Origin of the sequence: Paenibacillus pasadenensis, assembly GCF_023715725.1 — a bacterium.
Lineage (GTDB): Bacteria > Bacillota > Bacilli > Paenibacillales > Paenibacillaceae > Paenibacillus_O > Paenibacillus_O pasadenensis_A.
On record NZ_JAMBOT010000001.1, the window covers coordinates 579513 to 595642 of the forward strand.

The following is a 16130-nucleotide window of genomic DNA, read 5'->3' on the forward strand; positions in this document are numbered from 1 at the left end:
TCGGGTCCGTCAGACCGCGCCCTCGGCGCTGGCCGTACTAGTAGTTGCAGATTACTGCAGAACCGGCATCGGGTTCGAGCTGAAATTAATCGTCTGCAGCATATTGAGCAGCGCGCGCACCGTATCAAGCGACGTCATGCAGACAACGCCGTTCTCAACAGCCTCGCGGCGAATGCGGAAACCGTCGCGCTCCGGCGTTTTGCCCTTCGTCAGCGTATTGAAGACGAATTGCGCTTGACCGCTGCGGATCAGATCCAGAATGTTCGGGCTGCCTTCGCTCAGCTTGTTAACGCGCTGCACGTTGATGCCCGCTGCTTCCAGCGCGGATGCCGTGCCGCCGGTAGCGATAATTTTGTAGCCGATTGCGTAGAAGCCTTTAAGCAGCTCAATTGCTTCTTCCTTATCCTTGTCGGATACGGTAGCAATAATGGAGCCCTGAAGCGGAATCTTCATGCCAGCGCCAATCAAGCCTTTGTACAGCGCCTTTGCGTATTGCTCATCGCGGCCCATAACCTCGCCGGTCGATTTCATTTCCGGCGTCAGCGTCGGGTCAACACGGCGCAGCTTGGCAAAGCTGAATACCGGAACTTTGACGGAAACGAAGCTGTCCTCCGGCCACAGGCCGTCGACATGACCCAGATCGGCCAGCTTCGTTCCCAGGATGGCGCGGGTTGCCAGGTTTGCCATCGGCAGGTTTGTTACTTTGCTGAGGAACGGAACCGTACGCGAGGAGCGCGGGTTAACCTCGATGACATAAGCTTTATCGTTGTGGATAACGAACTGGATGTTAACCAGGCCGACCACGTTGAGCGCTTTGGAAATCTTGATGGTAATATCGATAATTTGATCTTTGATATCTTGGGACAGCGATTGCGGCGGGTACACGGCGATGGAATCGCCGGAGTGTACGCCTGCGCGCTCAACATGCTCCATGATGCCCGGGATAACAACGGTCTCGCCGTCGCAGATCGCGTCGACCTCTGCTTCCTTGCCAAGCATGTAACGGTCGATCAGAACCGGATGCTCCGGATTGATTTTGACCGCTTCCTTCATGTAGCCAACCAGCTCTTCATCGGAGTAGACGATTTCCATCGCGCGTCCGCCAAGGACGTAGGACGGGCGTACCAGCACCGGATAGCTGAGCTTGTTAGCCGTAACAAGCGCTTCTTCCAGGTTCGTCACCGTGCTGCCTTCCGGCTGCGCGATGTTCAGGCTGCGAAGCAGCGCTTCGAACTTTTTGCGGTCTTCAGCCATATCGATGCTTTCCAGGCTGGAGCCCAGAATGCGGACGCCGGCTTTGGCAAGCGGGGCTGCCAGGTTAATTGCCGTTTGGCCGCCGAACTGCACGATAACGCCGATTGGCTTCTCCTGCTCGATGACGTTCAGCACATCCTCCAGGAACAGTGGCTCAAAATACAGCCGGTCCGAGGTGCTGAAGTCGGTTGATACCGTCTCCGGGTTGTTGTTGATAATAACCGCCTCGTAGCCGGCGTTTTGAATCGCCCATACCGCGTGAACGGTGGAATAGTCGAATTCGATACCTTGGCCGATACGGATCGGGCCGGAGCCGAGCACGAGCACCTTCTGCTTGTCGGACTCGATGACCTCGTTCTCAACCTCGTAAGTCGAGTAGTAGTATGGCGTGCTGGCTTCAAATTCAGCCGCGCAGGTGTCAACCATTTTGTAAACAGGACGCAGTCCTTGCTCCAGACGATAGGTGCGCACACTGTGCTCGTCCGTCAGCGTGGACTGTCCGCCCTCACGGCGCAGCTCGGCGATGGAGCGGTCAGAGAAGCCTTTGCGCTTCGCCTGGTACAGCAGCTCGCTCGTCAGGCCCGGCGCGCGGCGCAGCTCGTCCTCGAAAGCGACGATGCTTTCGATTTTGTCGAGGAACCACCAGTCAACCTTGGTCAGATCCTGAATGTCCGCCAGTGCCCAGCCGCGGCGGAACGCTTCAGCGATCAGGAACATGCGCTCGTCGTCCGGCTTGTTCAGGCGGGTGCGGAGCGTATCGTCGGACAGCTCGTTCGCTTCCTTCAGATGGAAACGGTGCGTACCGATCTCAAGCGAGCGGATCGCCTTGTGCATCGATTCTTCGAAGGTGCGGCCAATCGCCATAACCTCGCCCGTAGCTTTCATTTGCGTACCGAGCTTGCGGTTAGCGCCGGTGAACTTGTCAAACGGCCAGCGCGGGATTTTGCTCACGATATAGTCAAGCGTAGGCTCAAAGCAAGCATACGTCTGGCCCGTTACCGGGTTAACGATCTCGTCGAGCGTGTAGCCGATGGCGATTTTAGCGGCCATTTTGGCGATTGGGTAACCGGTCGCTTTGGAAGCGAGCGCCGAGGAACGGCTGACACGCGGGTTAACCTCGATCACATAATATTGGAAGCTGAACGGATCCAGCGCAAATTGCACGTTACAGCCGCCCTCAATATTCAAAGCGCGGATGATTTTGAGCGAGGCGGAGCGGAGCATCTGATACTCGCGGTCCGACAGCGTCTGGCTCGGCGCAACGACGATGGAATCGCCGGTATGTACGCCAACCGGGTCAAAGTTTTCCATGTTACAAACAACAATACAGTTGTCGTTGGCATCGCGCATAACTTCGTACTCGACTTCCTTCATGCCAGCGATCGATTTCTCGATCAGACATTGGCCGATCGGGCTGTAACGGATGCCGGAAGAAACAGTCTCGAGCAGCTCTTCTTCCGTCGCGCAGATGCCGCCGCCTGTGCCGCCGAGCGTGTAGGCCGGACGAACGATGATCGGATAGCCGATTTCATTTGCAAAATCAACCGCTTCCTGCACCGACGTTACGATTACGCTCTCCGGTACCGGCTGCTCCAGCTCGCGCATCAAATCACGGAACAGATCGCGGTCTTCGGCTTTTTCAATCGCCGACAGCTGCGTACCGAGCAGCTGTACGTTCTCGCGCTCCAGCACGCCTGCACGCGCCAGCTCGACAGCCATGTTAAGGCCGGTCTGGCCGCCCAGGGTCGGCAGCAAGCCGTCAGGACGCTCTTGGCGAATAATTTGGGAGACAAAGTCAAGCGTAATCGGCTCGATATACACTTTGTCCGCCATGTTTGTATCCGTCATGATGGTAGCCGGATTGCTGTTGATGAGCACAACCTCGTAGCCTTCTTCTTTCAGCGCTTGGCAGGCTTGCGTGCCGGCATAGTCAAACTCGGCGGCTTGACCGATCACGATTGGGCCGGAGCCGATTACGAGAATTTTTTTGAGCAGATTATTTCTGGGCATACTGCAGCTCTCCTTTGGACGCTTCCGACAGCTGTGCTTGGCGCGGCTTGGAAGGATTATTGCGGCGATTGGTGCGGATCAGCTCCAGGAATTCGTCGAACAGGTAGCTGGAATCGAACGGCCCCGGCGCAGCTTCTGGATGATATTGAACGGTAAAGGCCGGGAATTCGGTATGTTTAAGGCCTTCAACGGTTTTGTCGTTGTTGTTAATATGCGTGACCTGCAGCTTTGTGCCGGCGATGCTGGACTCTGGCACGGTGTAACCGTGGTTTTGGCTGGTGATGTAGCAGCGTCCGGTTGCAAGCTCTTTAACCGGATGGTTGCCGCCGCGGTGGCCGAATTTAAGCTTTTCGGTATCGGCTCCGCAAGCAAGAGCAAACAGCTGATGGCCAAGGCAAATGCCGAAAATCGGATACTCGCCGAGCAGCTCGCGAATCGTCGCCACAGCATGCGGCACGTCCTGCGGGTCGCCAGGGCCGTTGGACAGCTGAATGCCGTCCGGGTTCAGGCGGCGGATCGTATCGGCCGAAGTGTCATGAGGCACGACAACAACGTCGCAGCCGCGCTTTGTCAGCTCGCGCAGAATGCCGGATTTGGCGCCGTAGTCGATGAGCACGATGCGCTCGCCGAAGCCAGGGCTCGTAAATACTTGTTTCGTCGACGTGCGGGCAACTTGGTCGCGCATCAGAGCGGTTGCTTTCAGCTGCTCGACAATTCCTTCCACGCGCTCGTTGCCCGTTGTAATGATGCCTCTCATCGTACCGAAATGACGCAGCTTGCGCGTCAGCATCCGGGTGTCAATCTCGCTGATGCCAGGGATGCCATGCTCCTTCAGCAGCCAGTCGAGCGATACCTGCGCGCGCCAGTTGCTCGGAATCGGCTCGTGACGGCGTACCGCAAAGCCGTGGATGAACGGAGCGACCGTTTCAAAATCGTCGCGGGTAATGCCGTAGTTGCCTACGAGCGGATACGTCATCGTGACGATTTGTCCGCAATAAGATGGATCGGAGATAACCTCTTGATATCCTGTAATGCCTGTATTAAAAACAACTTCGCCGGATTTGGAAGTTTCCGCGCCGAATGACTGGCCCGCAAATACGGTTCCGTCTTCAAGGATCAATCTTGCTTGCATCCGTATCACTCCTTATGTCTATTGGTGGGACCAGACGACGCGGCCGCCTACGAGTGTGGCCTCAGGCCAGCCGTAGAGCTTCCATCCGCCGAAAGGCGTATTGTTGCTTCGGGATTTGAATTGGGAAGGATCGACCTCGCGCTCTTGGTGAAGCTCGATCAGGGTCAGGTCAGCCGGTGCGCCAAGCGCAAGCTTTCCGGAATCAAGGCCGAACACCTCTGCCGGCTTCTGTGTCATGCGGCTCAGCAGGAAACCGAGCGACCATTGGCCCGTACGGACAAATTTTGTGTACATGAGCGGGAAGGCCGTTTCGAAGCCGACGATGCCAAACGGCGCAAGCTGCATGCCGCGGGCTTTTTCCTCCGCGCTATGCGGCGCGTGGTCGGTTACGATCATATCAATCGTGCCATCCTCGATGCCTTCAATGACCGCCTGCACGTCGCGCGGCGTGCGCAGCGGCGGGTTCATTTTCCAGTTGGAATCCATACCCGGGATATCCTCGTCGCTCAGCACCAGATGGTGGGGACATACTTCTGCGGTGATCTTTACCCCGATGGACTTCGCCAAGCGGATCAGCCGAACCGATTGCTCCGTGCTGACGTGGCATACATGATAGTGAACGCCAGTCGCTTCCGCCAGCAGCGCGTCGCGTCCAACATGGATGGCTTCGGACTCGTTCGGAATGCCCTTAATGCCGTTGTCGCGGGCAAACTTGCCTTCGGAGACATACAACCCTTCCACCAGGCTGTCGTCCTCGCAGTGCGCAATGATCGGCATTTCAAGCGATTTCGCGAGCGCCATCGCATCTTTCATCATCTGAGCGCGCTGCACGCCGACACCGTCGTCCGTGAAGCCGATCGCTCCAGCTTCCTTCAAAGCAGCAAAATCAGTCAGCTCCCGTCCGAGCTGGTTTTTGGAGATGGCGGCGTAAGGGAGAACCTTCACTCCGTTGCCCTGCTCGCGCGCTTTGTCCAGCACATACTTCACCGTCTCCGGCGTGTCGATGGAAGGGCGCGTGTTCGGCATGCAGGCTATCGTCGTAAATCCGCCCGCCGCTGCAGAAGCAGTGCCGGTAACAATGTCTTCCTTATGCTCAAAGCCCGGGTCCCGCAGATGCACGTGCATATCGATGAATCCGGCCGACACAAGCTTGCCGCCAGCGTCGAGCGTCTCTTCTCCTGCTGCCGGTGCGTCGCCTCCGATCATTTCGGCGATAACACCGTTTTCGATGCGAATATGCCGGGTTTCCAGCTCGCCGCTCTCCTCATTCCAGACCCGTCCGTTGACAATCCATTTTACAGCTGACATTGCTTTTGCCCGTCCCCTTTCCGATCCCTGAACCTATAAAAACTGAATTTATCCTCTAAGCGCCCGTTCGATGACAGCCATGCGCACAGGCACGCCGTTTTGCATTTGCGGGAAAATCCGCGACTGCGGATGCTCCACCAGGTCTCCGTCAATCTCGACGTCCCGGTTTACCGGGGCCGGATGCATAATAATCGCATGCGGAGCGAGCTTGGCCGCACGTTCAACCGTCAAGCCGTACTGAGTGCGGTAATCTTCGGCCGAGCGTATCATACCGCTCTCATGGCGCTCTAGCTGAACGCGGAGCATCATGATTACATCTGCCTTAAGCGCCTCGTCGATGCCGATGTAAGGCGCGTCCAGCTCATCTGCGCGCATATTATCCGGGGCGCAGAAGTGAACCTTGGCTCCCATCGCTTTAAGCCCCCACAGATTGGACCGGGCCACGCGGCTGTGCTTGATGTCGCCGACGATGGCTACGTTCAAGCCGCTCAGGCTACCAAATTGCTGGCGCATCGTGTACATGTCGAGCAGCGCCTGGGTTGGATGTTCATTGTTGCCGTCACCCGCATTAATGAGCGGGACGCGGATGCGCTCCGCCAGCTCCTGCAGCACGCCGGAGGGCTTAAGCCGGATAATGCCGGCGTCAATGCCCATCGATTCCAGCGTTTTGACTGTATCGTAAATGGATTCGCCCTTTTGTACGCTGGAAACCGCTGCGCTAAAGTTAAGCACCTCGGCGCCCAGACGCTTCTCGGCCACTTCAAAGCTGAAGCGCGTACGCGTGCTGTTTTCAAAAAACATATTGGCGACAAACTTGCCCGGAAGCACCGGCTGAACCTTTTCCGTTTGCGCTTCCCAGTAAGCAGCGCGGGACAGGATGGCCTCGATCTCCTCGCGGTCCAGCTCTTTTAATCCGAGCAGGCTTTTGCGCTGCAGCTGCTGAATGGTTGACATGTGATTCATCCTCCCTGTTGCTCTGTGATGGTCACGTTGTCTTCCCCATCCACTTCCTGAAGAGAAACGCGGATGTTCTCCTGCTTGGAGGTCGGCACATTTTTACCCACATAGTCGGGACGGATCGGCAGCTCGCGATGGCCTCGGTCAAGCAGCACAGCCAGCTGAATCGATTGCGGCCTGCCCTGATCCATCAGAGCGTCCATTGCCGCGCGAATCGTTCTTCCGGTATACAGCACATCGTCGATCAAAATAATGCGTTTGTCGTGGATGGACTGCTGCTGACCGGAGGCGTCCGCCAGCGTAACGCTCGCGCTGACTCCTTCGCCCCGGCGGTCATCGCGGTAGCCGGTAATGTCCAGCTCGCCGCAAGGCACCGGAGCTCCCTCAATCTCACGGATCTGCTCCGCCAGCCGGCGGGCAAGGTACACGCCGCGCGTCCGGATTCCGATGAGCACGCAGCCGTCGATTCCTTTATTCTTTTCGACGATTTCATGGGCAATTCGAGTTAATCCTCGGCGGATCGCCGTATCGTCCATGATGATGCGTTTTTCTCCTGCAAGCATTGAGTCACTAGCTCCTTCTCCGTCCGCAAAGCGGACACATGGGTTGTATGGCTTTATCCTCCCTCAGCTGGGCAAAAAAAATCTCCCTGCTGAGTAGCTCAGCAAGGAGATAGGGGAAGGTACAAGCCGCGCGAAAACCAGGCCAGCTGGAAACGGATGCGCCAAGAGTGTTCCAGAGCGCAGTAATGCGACTTTGGAGAAAATCTTGGACCGCACTCCGTGCTGGTCAAAAAAGTTTTCGGACGACGGCTTGTCATCACGCTACCTTGCCAGCCTCTCTGGACTGAGTTAAAGGTACTGCCGTTATCGGTACTGATTATCCCATGTGAGGTTAGTGAAGTCAACCCTATCTCGCAAGAAGTCATGTTGTATATTTATTCATTATAATGAATGTTTATTTCGATGTAAAGAAAAAAAACCAGCCTTTAATAAGGCTGGTCCGTCCAATCAAGTTACAGGCTGAGCTTGCGGATGCGCTCAACTGCTTTTTCGGTATTTTCAAGGCTGCCAAACGCCGTCAGGCGGAAGTAGCCTTGGCCGCTGCGGCCGAAGCCGACGCCAGGCGTGCCGACAATGTTCGCTTCAGAAAGCAGCTTGTCGAAGAATGCCCAGGAATCAAGGCCGTTCGGCGTTTTGAGCCAAATGTAAGGCGCATTCACACCGCCGAAAACTTCGAGGCCAAGCGAGCGCAGACCGTCGCGGATAATGCCGGCGTTAGTCATGTAGTAGTCCACCAGGCTGCGAATTTGCGCTTTGCCTTCAGCAGAGTAGATCGCTTCCGCACCGCGCTGGGTTACGTAGGAAACGCCATTGAATTTCGTCGTGTGGCGGCGGTTCCACAGATCATTAATGATGACGGAGCTGCCGTCCTTGTCCAGCCCTTTCAGCTCGCGCGGCACGACCGTATACGCGCAGCGGATGCCGGTGAAGCCGGCCGTTTTGGAAAAGCTGCGGAATTCAATGGCAACTTCGCGCGCGCCTTCAACTTCATAAATGCTGTGAGGAACATCCTCTTCCGTAATAAACGCTTCATAAGCGGAGTCGAACAGGATCAGGCAGTTATTGTCACGCGCATAATCGACCCACACTTTAAGCTCGTCCTTCGTCAGCGTCATGCCGGTCGGGTTGTTCGGGTAACAAAGGTAAATCAGGTCTACCTTGCGGTCAGGCAGGGACGGCTTGAAGTTGTTCTCCGCCGTGCAGTCAAGATAAACGATATTTTCGTAACGTCCGATTTCGCTGTTGAACAGCCCGGATCTGCCGGCCATAACGTTGGTGTCAACATAAACCGGGTAAACCGGATCTTGAACGGCAACGATTGCATCCTGGCTGAAAATCTCCTGAATATTGCCAACGTCGCATTTGGAGCCGTCGCTGACAAACACTTCATTCGATTGAATATCGACGCCACGGGCCCTGTAGTCGTTTTCGATGATTGCATTCACCAGGAAGTCATAACCTTGCTCCGGGCCGTAACCGCGGAAAGTGCCCGGCACTGCCAGCTCGTCAACAGCAGCATGCATCGCTTTTGTTACTGCATCCGGCAGGCCGCGCGTTACGTCGCCAATGCCAAGGCTGATGATCTCGGCTTGCGGATTGTCTTGGATAAACTTGGTGCGGCGTTTAGCAATTTCGGAGAACAGGTAGCTTCCCTGAAGATTAAGGTAATTGGAATTAATGGAAGTCATGGGTCGATTCACCTTTCTATGTCGAAGATAAACCCGGGCGCGAAACACGCCCGGGTCATGTTACATCAAGCATAGCGCAGGCAAGCCCGCATGCTAATAGAGCATTGCGCGAAAAATTTGCATTCAGATGCAGCTTGCCCTTTCAAGCGACCCTTCCATACAATCCAGACTCTACCGGTTGCGCAGACTGGTTAGCACATGCTGCATATCCTCTGGAATAGGAGCCTCGAACTCAAGCCGCTCTCCTGTACGGGGATGCGTAAAGCCTAACAAGGCGGCATGCAGCGCCTGCCCGTTCAGCGCCACTGTTTTGTTGCGCCCGTATACCGGATCTCCGGCCAGCGGATGGCCGATGTATTTGAGATGAACGCGAATCTGATGCGTGCGTCCTGTCTCAAGCTGCAGCTCCACCAGCGTGTAATCGCCGATTCGCTCGATGACTTGAAAATGCGTTACAGCATGTTTGCTGCCCTTGGTCGTGACAGTGAACATTTTACGGTCCTTATCGTCCCGTCCGATCGGAGCATCAATCGTGCCGATATCGTGATGGAGATTATCATGCACAAGCGCGATGTACTTGCGCGTTACGCTGTGCTCTTTAAGCTGCTCCGCCAGCGAAAGATGCGCCAGGTCATTTTTGGCCGCCATTAACAGGCCGGAGGTGTCCTTATCAATCCGGTGCACAATACCCGGACGCAGCACGCCGTTAATGCCCGACAAATCCTTGCAATGATGCATCAGAGCATTCACAACGGTGCCGCTGGAATGGCCCGGCGCAGGATGAACGACCATACCGCGCGGTTTATTGATCACGATTACGTCGCTGTCCTCATAAACGATATCCAGCGGGATTGGCTCCGGCACAATTTCGGCCGCTTCCGGCTCCGGAACCGCGACAGTCAGCTTGTCTCCTGCGGACAACTTGTAGTTGGCCTTGACGGTCCTTCCGCTTACTGTTGCCGCTCCCGAAACGATCCATTCCTGCACTTGAGTGCGAGAAATCGACGGATCAGCCAGTTTATCTGTAATAAATTTGTCAAGACGCTGGCCAGCTTCTACGCTGTCAATCGCCCATTCCAACGTATTGTCGTTCTCGGATTGTTCCGTTTCTATTGCATGGTCAACCTTTTTATCGTGAATAGTCATAATTCAGTCCTCTGTATGAAGTATTTCTTTGGAGCCGCTCTGCTCTTCGCGCGCCGCTGCTTTGGCCCGGCGGTCTTCAATCAGCGTGTCCAAAATAATAAGCGCAACGCCAATTGTAATCGCCGTATCCGCCAAATTAAAAATAGCGAAGGAATACGAGCCAAAATTGAAGGAAAGGAAATCAACCACATGACCGTACATCATCCGGTCGATAAAATTGCCCAGCGCTCCTCCCAGCACAAGTCCAAGCCCTGTTAAAAGCCTTACGTTGCCGGATTTGCGCTGCTGATGGATGTACCAGATAATACCGGCAGCCACCAAAGGCGTAATGATCAGGAAAAACGTCTGTTTACCCTCCAGCATGCTGAAAGCCGCGCCTGTATTGCGGATTGATGTAATAACGAAAAAATTACCGATTACTTTAATTTGCTCAAACAGCTCCAGCTTGTTAATAATAACCAGCTTGGCCAACTGGTCGATTAAGATGGCTGCAAAGGCCACCCAATAGGAATACCCCTTGATTCTCAAGCCCTTTCCCTCCTCGTCCGTCTCATTGTAGCATAACCGTTCCGGGCTCAGCCAGCTTGCTCCGCAACGTGTTTACGGCTGAATCAGACATGGGGTTCCAGCTTTAAATTCAGCATTTTGCTGGAATAACTGCTTCGTCTAGCCGCATTTTTCCGATTGAACGCTCCAACCGTATTCTCCGCCATTTCTTCCATAGAAGTCCATCTGTAAAGGAAGCGTAATTCGTGAACACTACTTTCAGCAAAATAGAAATCTCCAGCCGCAGCAGCGGCTGCTGAAAGGTGAGTGCGACACGATGCCTCTTTCCCAATCTTTTGTCGGACGGATGAAACAGCGCCTGCTGCATGAACGGGAGGAATTAGCCCTGCTTAAGCTGCAGTCCGAGCATGACGGCCTTCAATTTTCACTTCGCGACGAAACAGGCGAGCTTAGCACCATTGACAACCACCCTGCCGATGTTGCCACCGAAATGTTTGAGCGAGGAAAAGACTTGGCGCTCCAGGAGCAGATGGATCTCCATCGAGATCGGGTCGACGCTGCACTACAAGCCATTGAACATGGAAGCTACGGCTTATGCCTGGCTTGCGGTCAGGAAATTCCCGAACAGCGGCTCGAAGCACTGCCTGATACGCTTTACTGCGTGGATCATTCTCCCCGCCAGCATACGTCCCATCGCCGTCCGGCGGAGGAAGCGGTGCTTCTGCCGCCGTTTGGAGATTCCGACCGTGACGGCAAGGATGATCCCGGCTTTGACGGCGAGGATGCTTGGCAAGTTGTGGAGAGCTGGGGAAATTCGGATTCTCCGGCGTTCCAGGAGCATCCCGGCGACAATTACGGCCGGCTTGGCATCGAAGCGGATGAAAACGACGGATATGTTGAGGATATCGAAAGCTTCCTGGCTACCGATATTACCGGCCGGCATGTAAGCGTGGTGCGCAACCGCGAATATAAGAGCTATATGGAGCGCGGGGACGGCGAGGAGCTCGGCGAAGAGTAGACGGGACGCCGACTCTAATACTGCTTGCCATCCAGCTGAATCTGCACGATTCGGACGAGATCAGCAATGTAATCGCCGATTATCGGCAAGTTTAGCTGTCCAAGCGATTGTAAAACATATAAAATTGCTGTCGCAAAAAAAGCAAATCCGATTACTGAGCCGATGCCTCTGGCAACGCCGACCATCAGATTACGCCAAATTAGCTTGAACGGACGGTTCAGCAGCTCCACATACTCCGCCATTTGCGACTTCTCCAAATCGGCAGCGATCTTCTCCAGCCGATCCTGGAGCAGGCTCATTTGCTCACGTTCGCTGACAGCCTCTCTTCGTCTGTCTTCGCCCATCCCTGCACCTCCATTCACGTTCCCCGTCAAAAAAGCCCCCCGGCCTCCGCTTCATTTAGCGGATGGCCGACGAGGCTTTTTTGCTATCTGCTCCAGCCTAATGGCTAGTATGTCCGCAAAGTTCTGGATAATTCTTGCTAATAACAGGAGGAATAGCTGTTATAGGTTTCGAATTTCCACGTATCTTTTACTCGTAACGGCTGCAACTGGTCCGCTTACGTCCGCTGTCATTTTTGCGTCAACCGAATACCAGATCGTTTCCGTGTATTCCATGGTGATAATAACGGTTCCTTCAGAAACATTTTGAGAATTTAAAATACTGAAAGTAGCAATTGCTTTGCCGACACAGCTATACAAATTAGGACAAGTAGACGTCTCAACTTGGAAGCCGGTTTCTCCTCCAGGAGAAATGATATGTTGTTCTTCACGGGGAAAGGGCGACTCGAAATCTCCAGTCAATGATGTTGCCGCCAATGTAAAATTTCTAGTCTCGTTATATATGTTGAAACCAACTGAATTTAGCCTCGAGTAATTACTGCCCGCATGACTATTCTTTTTGACCGGCTTGTAAAACAGACGCGCCACAATGATCAGCAATATAAACAAAATTAAAACCAATTCTGGTTTCATATGAATCCTCCCTATGCCTTTCTATTAACAGCATATGAGAGAATCTGTGAATGGTACGGGCATTACATTCTTTGTTACCTCCATAACCGAACCGAGATCTGTTAATGTTTTTCGTTTAGTCTTCCGGCAATAAAAAGACGCCCTCGTCCCCTCTACAAACAGAGGAGCTGAGGACGCCTTATGTCTAGCTGCTAAAAGAAGGCGAAGCAAGAGCTGTGCAGCAGCATTTTCCCCGCTATTCTCAGCGGATCAGCAGCCCGAATTCACGCTCTCCCAGAGCCACGCGCTCCATGCCAGGCTCGCTGCCGAAGCTGACGCTGCTCAGCAAAACGCTCTCCTGCAGCAGCGCATCATGCGTCTTAAGCGCTTCGGTAAGGCCGCTGTCCGTGTCCAGCACAAGATCAACGCGCTTCTCAATCGGCAGATCGAGCTTTTTGCGCGTATCCTGCACGGCGCGAATTACTTCGCGAACCCAGCCCTCCTGCTCCAGCTCCGGCGTAATATCCGTATTCAACGCTACGGTAAGACCGCCGCCGGATGCGGAAGCAAATCCGGCTTTAGCTTGTTTCTCGACGAGCAGCTCATCGAGCGCAACCGGCAGGTCTTCTCCGTCCGGCGTCGTGAATACAAAGCTGCCGGCCGTTACGATTGTACGCGCGCCTTCCGCATCGAGACCTTTCAGATAAGCTTGCACAGGTCCGACGTTTTTGCCGAATTTTTTGCCTGCAACCTTAAGATTGAGCTTCAGTGCAAAGTCGACAAATCCGCTGTCGGAATGCTCAACTACGATTGCCTTTACGTTGATCTCATCCTTGATGATCTCTTCGTAGTCGTCCAGCTTAAATTCTCCGCTGAGCGATACGATCAGCTCGGACAGGGGCTGGCGTGTCTTGATGCCCGTTTCGTTGCGCACGTTGCGTGCAAGCTCAACAATCGTGCGAGCCGTCTCCATATCGCGCTCCAGCTCGGCATCAATTGCGGATTCGTCGGCAACAGGATAATCGGCGAGATGCACGCTGCCTGCCCCGCCCAGGTTGCCGTACACGTCCTCTGCGAGCAGCGGCGCATATGGCGCAATGAGGCGGGAAAGCGTCAGCAGCACGTCGCGCAGCGTGCAGTAAGCGTCCAGCTTGTCGTCCGTCAGGCCGCTTCCCCAGAAGCGGTCGCGGGAGCGGCGGATGTACCAATTGCTGAGCTCATCGACGAACGCCTCGATCGCTTTAGCGGAGTTAAGGAAATCCCAGCTCTCCAGGCCGCCGACAACCGTGCGCACAAGCGAATTCAGGCGGGATACGATCCAGCGGTCCAGCTTGACGGAAGAGACACGGCCTTCATGAGCCGCAGGATCGAAGCCGTCAATCGTTGCATACAGCGCAAAGAAAGCATGGGTGTTGACAATGGTGTCAATCACTTTGGATTTTGCTTCACCAACGATGCCGCGCGAGAACTTTTTGCTGTTCCAAGGAGCGCTGTCAGCCAGCAACGCCCAACGGAAGGCGTCGGTGCCGTATTCGTTGATGATTTCCCACGGGTCGATAACATTACCCTTGGATTTACTCATCTTCTGGCCGCTCTCATCCAGGACGTGACCGGTAGAGATGACCGCTTTGTAAGGAGCTTTGCCGTTAAACAGCGTTGAAACCGCCAGCAGGCTGAAGAACCAGCCGCGCGTCTGGTCAATGCCCTCACAGATAATGTCGGCCGGATACTGCTCCGCAAAACGGCCTTCATTTTCAAAAGGATAATGCTGCTGGGCAAAAGGCATCGAGCCGCTGTCAAACCAGACGTCAATAACCTCCGGCGTACGCGTCATCTCCGCGCCTTCCGCAAACGGGCTGCGCAGCTTCACTTCATCCACATACGGCTTGTGCAGCTCGAAGTCCTCTGGAAGCTCCGTTACAGAGCGCTCGCGCAGATCGGCCAGGCTCGATGGAGCATATTCCTTGCCGGTCGCCTCGCACACCCATACGTTGAGCGGAGTTCCCCAGTAGCGGTTGCGGCTGATGTTCCAATCAACAAGATCCTCAAGGAATTTTCCGAAGCGGCCTTCGCGGATGTGGCCCGGATACCAGTCAACGCCGTTGTTGTTCGCAATTAGCTGATCCTTAACTGCCGTCGTTTCGATGAACCAGCTTTCGGTCGCGTAATAGATGAGCGGCGATTTGCAGCGCCAGCAGAACGGGTAGCTGTGCTCGTATTTCTCTTTGGAGAAAAGCAGCCCTTTTTCGCTCAGCATTTTCACAATTTCAACGTCCACTTCGCCGTCCTTGACGAAACGTCCCGCCAAATCCGTTACTTCATCCACGTAACGCCCTTGGTTGTTAACGACGGCCAGCAGGCTGATGCCGTTTTTGCGGGCGGTTTTGTAGTCGTCGTCGCCGTGCGCCGGAGCGATGTGAACCATTCCCGTACCGCTCGTGTCGCTGACGAAGTCCGCGCCGATAACGACATGGCCCCGCTCGACCGGCACATAATTAAACGGCGCTTTATAGGCCAGGCCAACAAGCTCCGCGCCAAGCACGGTGCCGATGATTTCCGGCTTCTCCTCGCCTTTAAATACGCTCTCGACAAGCGCTTCGGCAACAAAATACACCTCGCCGTCCCGTTTCACCTTGGCGTAAGTCAGCCCCGGATTGACTGCAATTGCTGTGTTTGCCGGGAGCGTCCAAGGAGTCGTCGTCCAAGCCAGCAGATTGCCTTCGCCGTTTTCAAGCGGAAACTTGGCTGTTGCGCTCAGATCCTTCACGTCCTCGTAGCCTTGAGCAACCTCATGGGAGCTGAGCGTTGTTTGGCAGCAAGGGCAGTAAGGGCTGACGCGGTGGCCGCGGTACAGCAAACCTTTGGAATGGATCGTGGACAGAATATGCCATACGCTCTCGATATAGCTGTTTTTGAGCGTGATGTAAGGATCATTCATGTCGGTCCAGTAGCCGATCGCTTCCGTCAGCTCACGCCATTGGCGCTCATACTCAAACACGCTGTCCTTACATTTTTTTATGAAGGCTTCCACGCCGTAATTCTCGATTTCCTGTTTGCCGGAAATGCCTAGCTGTTTTTCGACGCCAAGCTCGACCGGCAGGCCATGCGTATCCCAGCCGGCTTTGCGCACGACGCGGTAACCTGACATTGTTTTGTAACGGCCGATAAAGTCCTTAATGACGCGGCCCAAAACATGCCCGATATGCGGCGCTCCGTTTGCGGTAGGCGGACCCTCGTAAAAAACAAAATTCGGCTTACCTGCACGGTTGTCAATGGAAGCCTTGAACGTATTGTCCTCTCTCCACTTATCCAGAACACGCATCTCGCGGCTGCGCGCCTTCTCTTTCACATCGACTCTTTGCATCCTCAACAACTCCCTTGGCAAAATAAAAAGCCCGCCCCTATGGAAAGGGGCGAGCGTAAACTCGCGATACCACCCTAATCGAACGCGAATCAGCTCGTTGCACAGTCATCCATGGATGCTGCAGCATACGAAAGGAGGCGTTCCTCGGCAGCGGATCTGCAAAATCGGATCCGCGTTCCCTGTAACGGAGGACATCCGGCGCGGCTTATTATGGCTGCTTCCCGAAGGAA

At 54.7% G+C, this 16130-nt stretch carries 12 protein-coding genes; 1 reads left to right on the plus strand and 11 read right to left on the minus strand.

Going from position 1 to position 16130, the window contains the following annotated elements; translation table 11 throughout:
- Nucleotides 1–51: 51 nt before the first annotated feature.
- From carB to lspA, 8 genes are all read right to left on the minus strand, one after another.
- Nucleotides 52–3264, minus strand: a complete 3213-nt coding sequence (gene carB / locus M3223_RS02770) for a carbamoyl-phosphate synthase large subunit (protein ID WP_251558701.1) — start codon at nt 3262–3264, stop codon at nt 52–54.
- Nucleotides 3251–4396, minus strand: a complete 1146-nt coding sequence (locus M3223_RS02775) for a carbamoyl phosphate synthase small subunit (RefSeq protein ID WP_251558703.1) — start codon at nt 4394–4396, stop codon at nt 3251–3253. The genes carB and M3223_RS02775 overlap by 14 nt, the downstream gene beginning before the upstream one ends.
- Before the next feature lie 18 nt (nt 4397–4414).
- Nucleotides 4415–5704 (minus strand): dihydroorotase, encoded by a 1290-nt coding sequence (locus tag M3223_RS02780; RefSeq protein WP_251558705.1) that lies wholly within the window; start codon nt 5702–5704, stop codon nt 4415–4417.
- Nucleotides 5705–5752: 48 nt separating this feature from the next.
- Entirely contained in the window at nt 5753–6658 is a 906-nt protein-coding gene (locus M3223_RS02785; RefSeq protein ID WP_251558707.1) for an aspartate carbamoyltransferase catalytic subunit, read from the minus strand.
- 5 nt (nt 6659–6663) lie between these two features.
- Nucleotides 6664–7224: a bifunctional pyr operon transcriptional regulator/uracil phosphoribosyltransferase PyrR gene (gene pyrR / locus M3223_RS02790; RefSeq protein ID WP_251558709.1), complete on the minus strand. Its 561-nt coding sequence runs from the start codon at nt 7222–7224 to the stop codon at nt 6664–6666.
- A 452-nt stretch (nt 7225–7676) separates the two neighbouring features.
- A complete protein-coding gene (locus tag M3223_RS02795) occupies nt 7677–8912 on the minus strand; it encodes an LL-diaminopimelate aminotransferase (RefSeq protein WP_251558711.1) in 1236 nt (411 codons plus the stop codon).
- A gap of 171 nt (nt 8913–9083) precedes the next feature.
- On the minus strand, nt 9084–10058 hold the full coding sequence (locus M3223_RS02800) for an RluA family pseudouridine synthase (protein ID WP_251558712.1): 975 nt from the start codon (nt 10056–10058) through the stop codon (nt 9084–9086).
- Between the two features lie 3 nt (nt 10059–10061).
- A complete protein-coding gene (gene lspA / locus M3223_RS02805; RefSeq protein WP_251559798.1) occupies nt 10062–10580 on the minus strand; it encodes a signal peptidase II in 519 nt (172 codons plus the stop codon).
- Between the two features lie 301 nt (nt 10581–10881).
- On the opposite strand from lspA, the gene M3223_RS02810 reads away from it, so the two are divergent.
- Entirely contained in the window at nt 10882–11583 is a 702-nt protein-coding gene (locus M3223_RS02810) for a TraR/DksA C4-type zinc finger protein (RefSeq protein ID WP_251558714.1), read from the plus strand.
- A 14-nt stretch (nt 11584–11597) separates the two neighbouring features.
- Here the strand turns inward: M3223_RS02810 and M3223_RS02815 are convergent, their stop codons facing one another.
- The 3 genes from M3223_RS02815 to ileS form a co-directional block, all read right to left on the minus strand.
- Complete coding sequence (locus M3223_RS02815) at nt 11598–11927, minus strand: DUF5665 domain-containing protein (protein WP_251558716.1); 330 nt, start codon at nt 11925–11927, stop codon at nt 11598–11600.
- A 159-nt stretch (nt 11928–12086) separates the two neighbouring features.
- The gene (locus M3223_RS02820; protein WP_251558718.1) at nt 12087–12557 is read right to left on the minus strand and encodes a hypothetical protein; all 471 of its coding nucleotides are present in this window, start codon (nt 12555–12557) and stop codon (nt 12087–12089) included.
- 241 nt (nt 12558–12798) lie between these two features.
- A complete protein-coding gene (gene ileS, locus M3223_RS02825) occupies nt 12799–15900 on the minus strand; it encodes an isoleucine--tRNA ligase (protein WP_251558719.1) in 3102 nt (1033 codons plus the stop codon).
- Nucleotides 15901–16130: the final 230 nt, after the last annotated feature.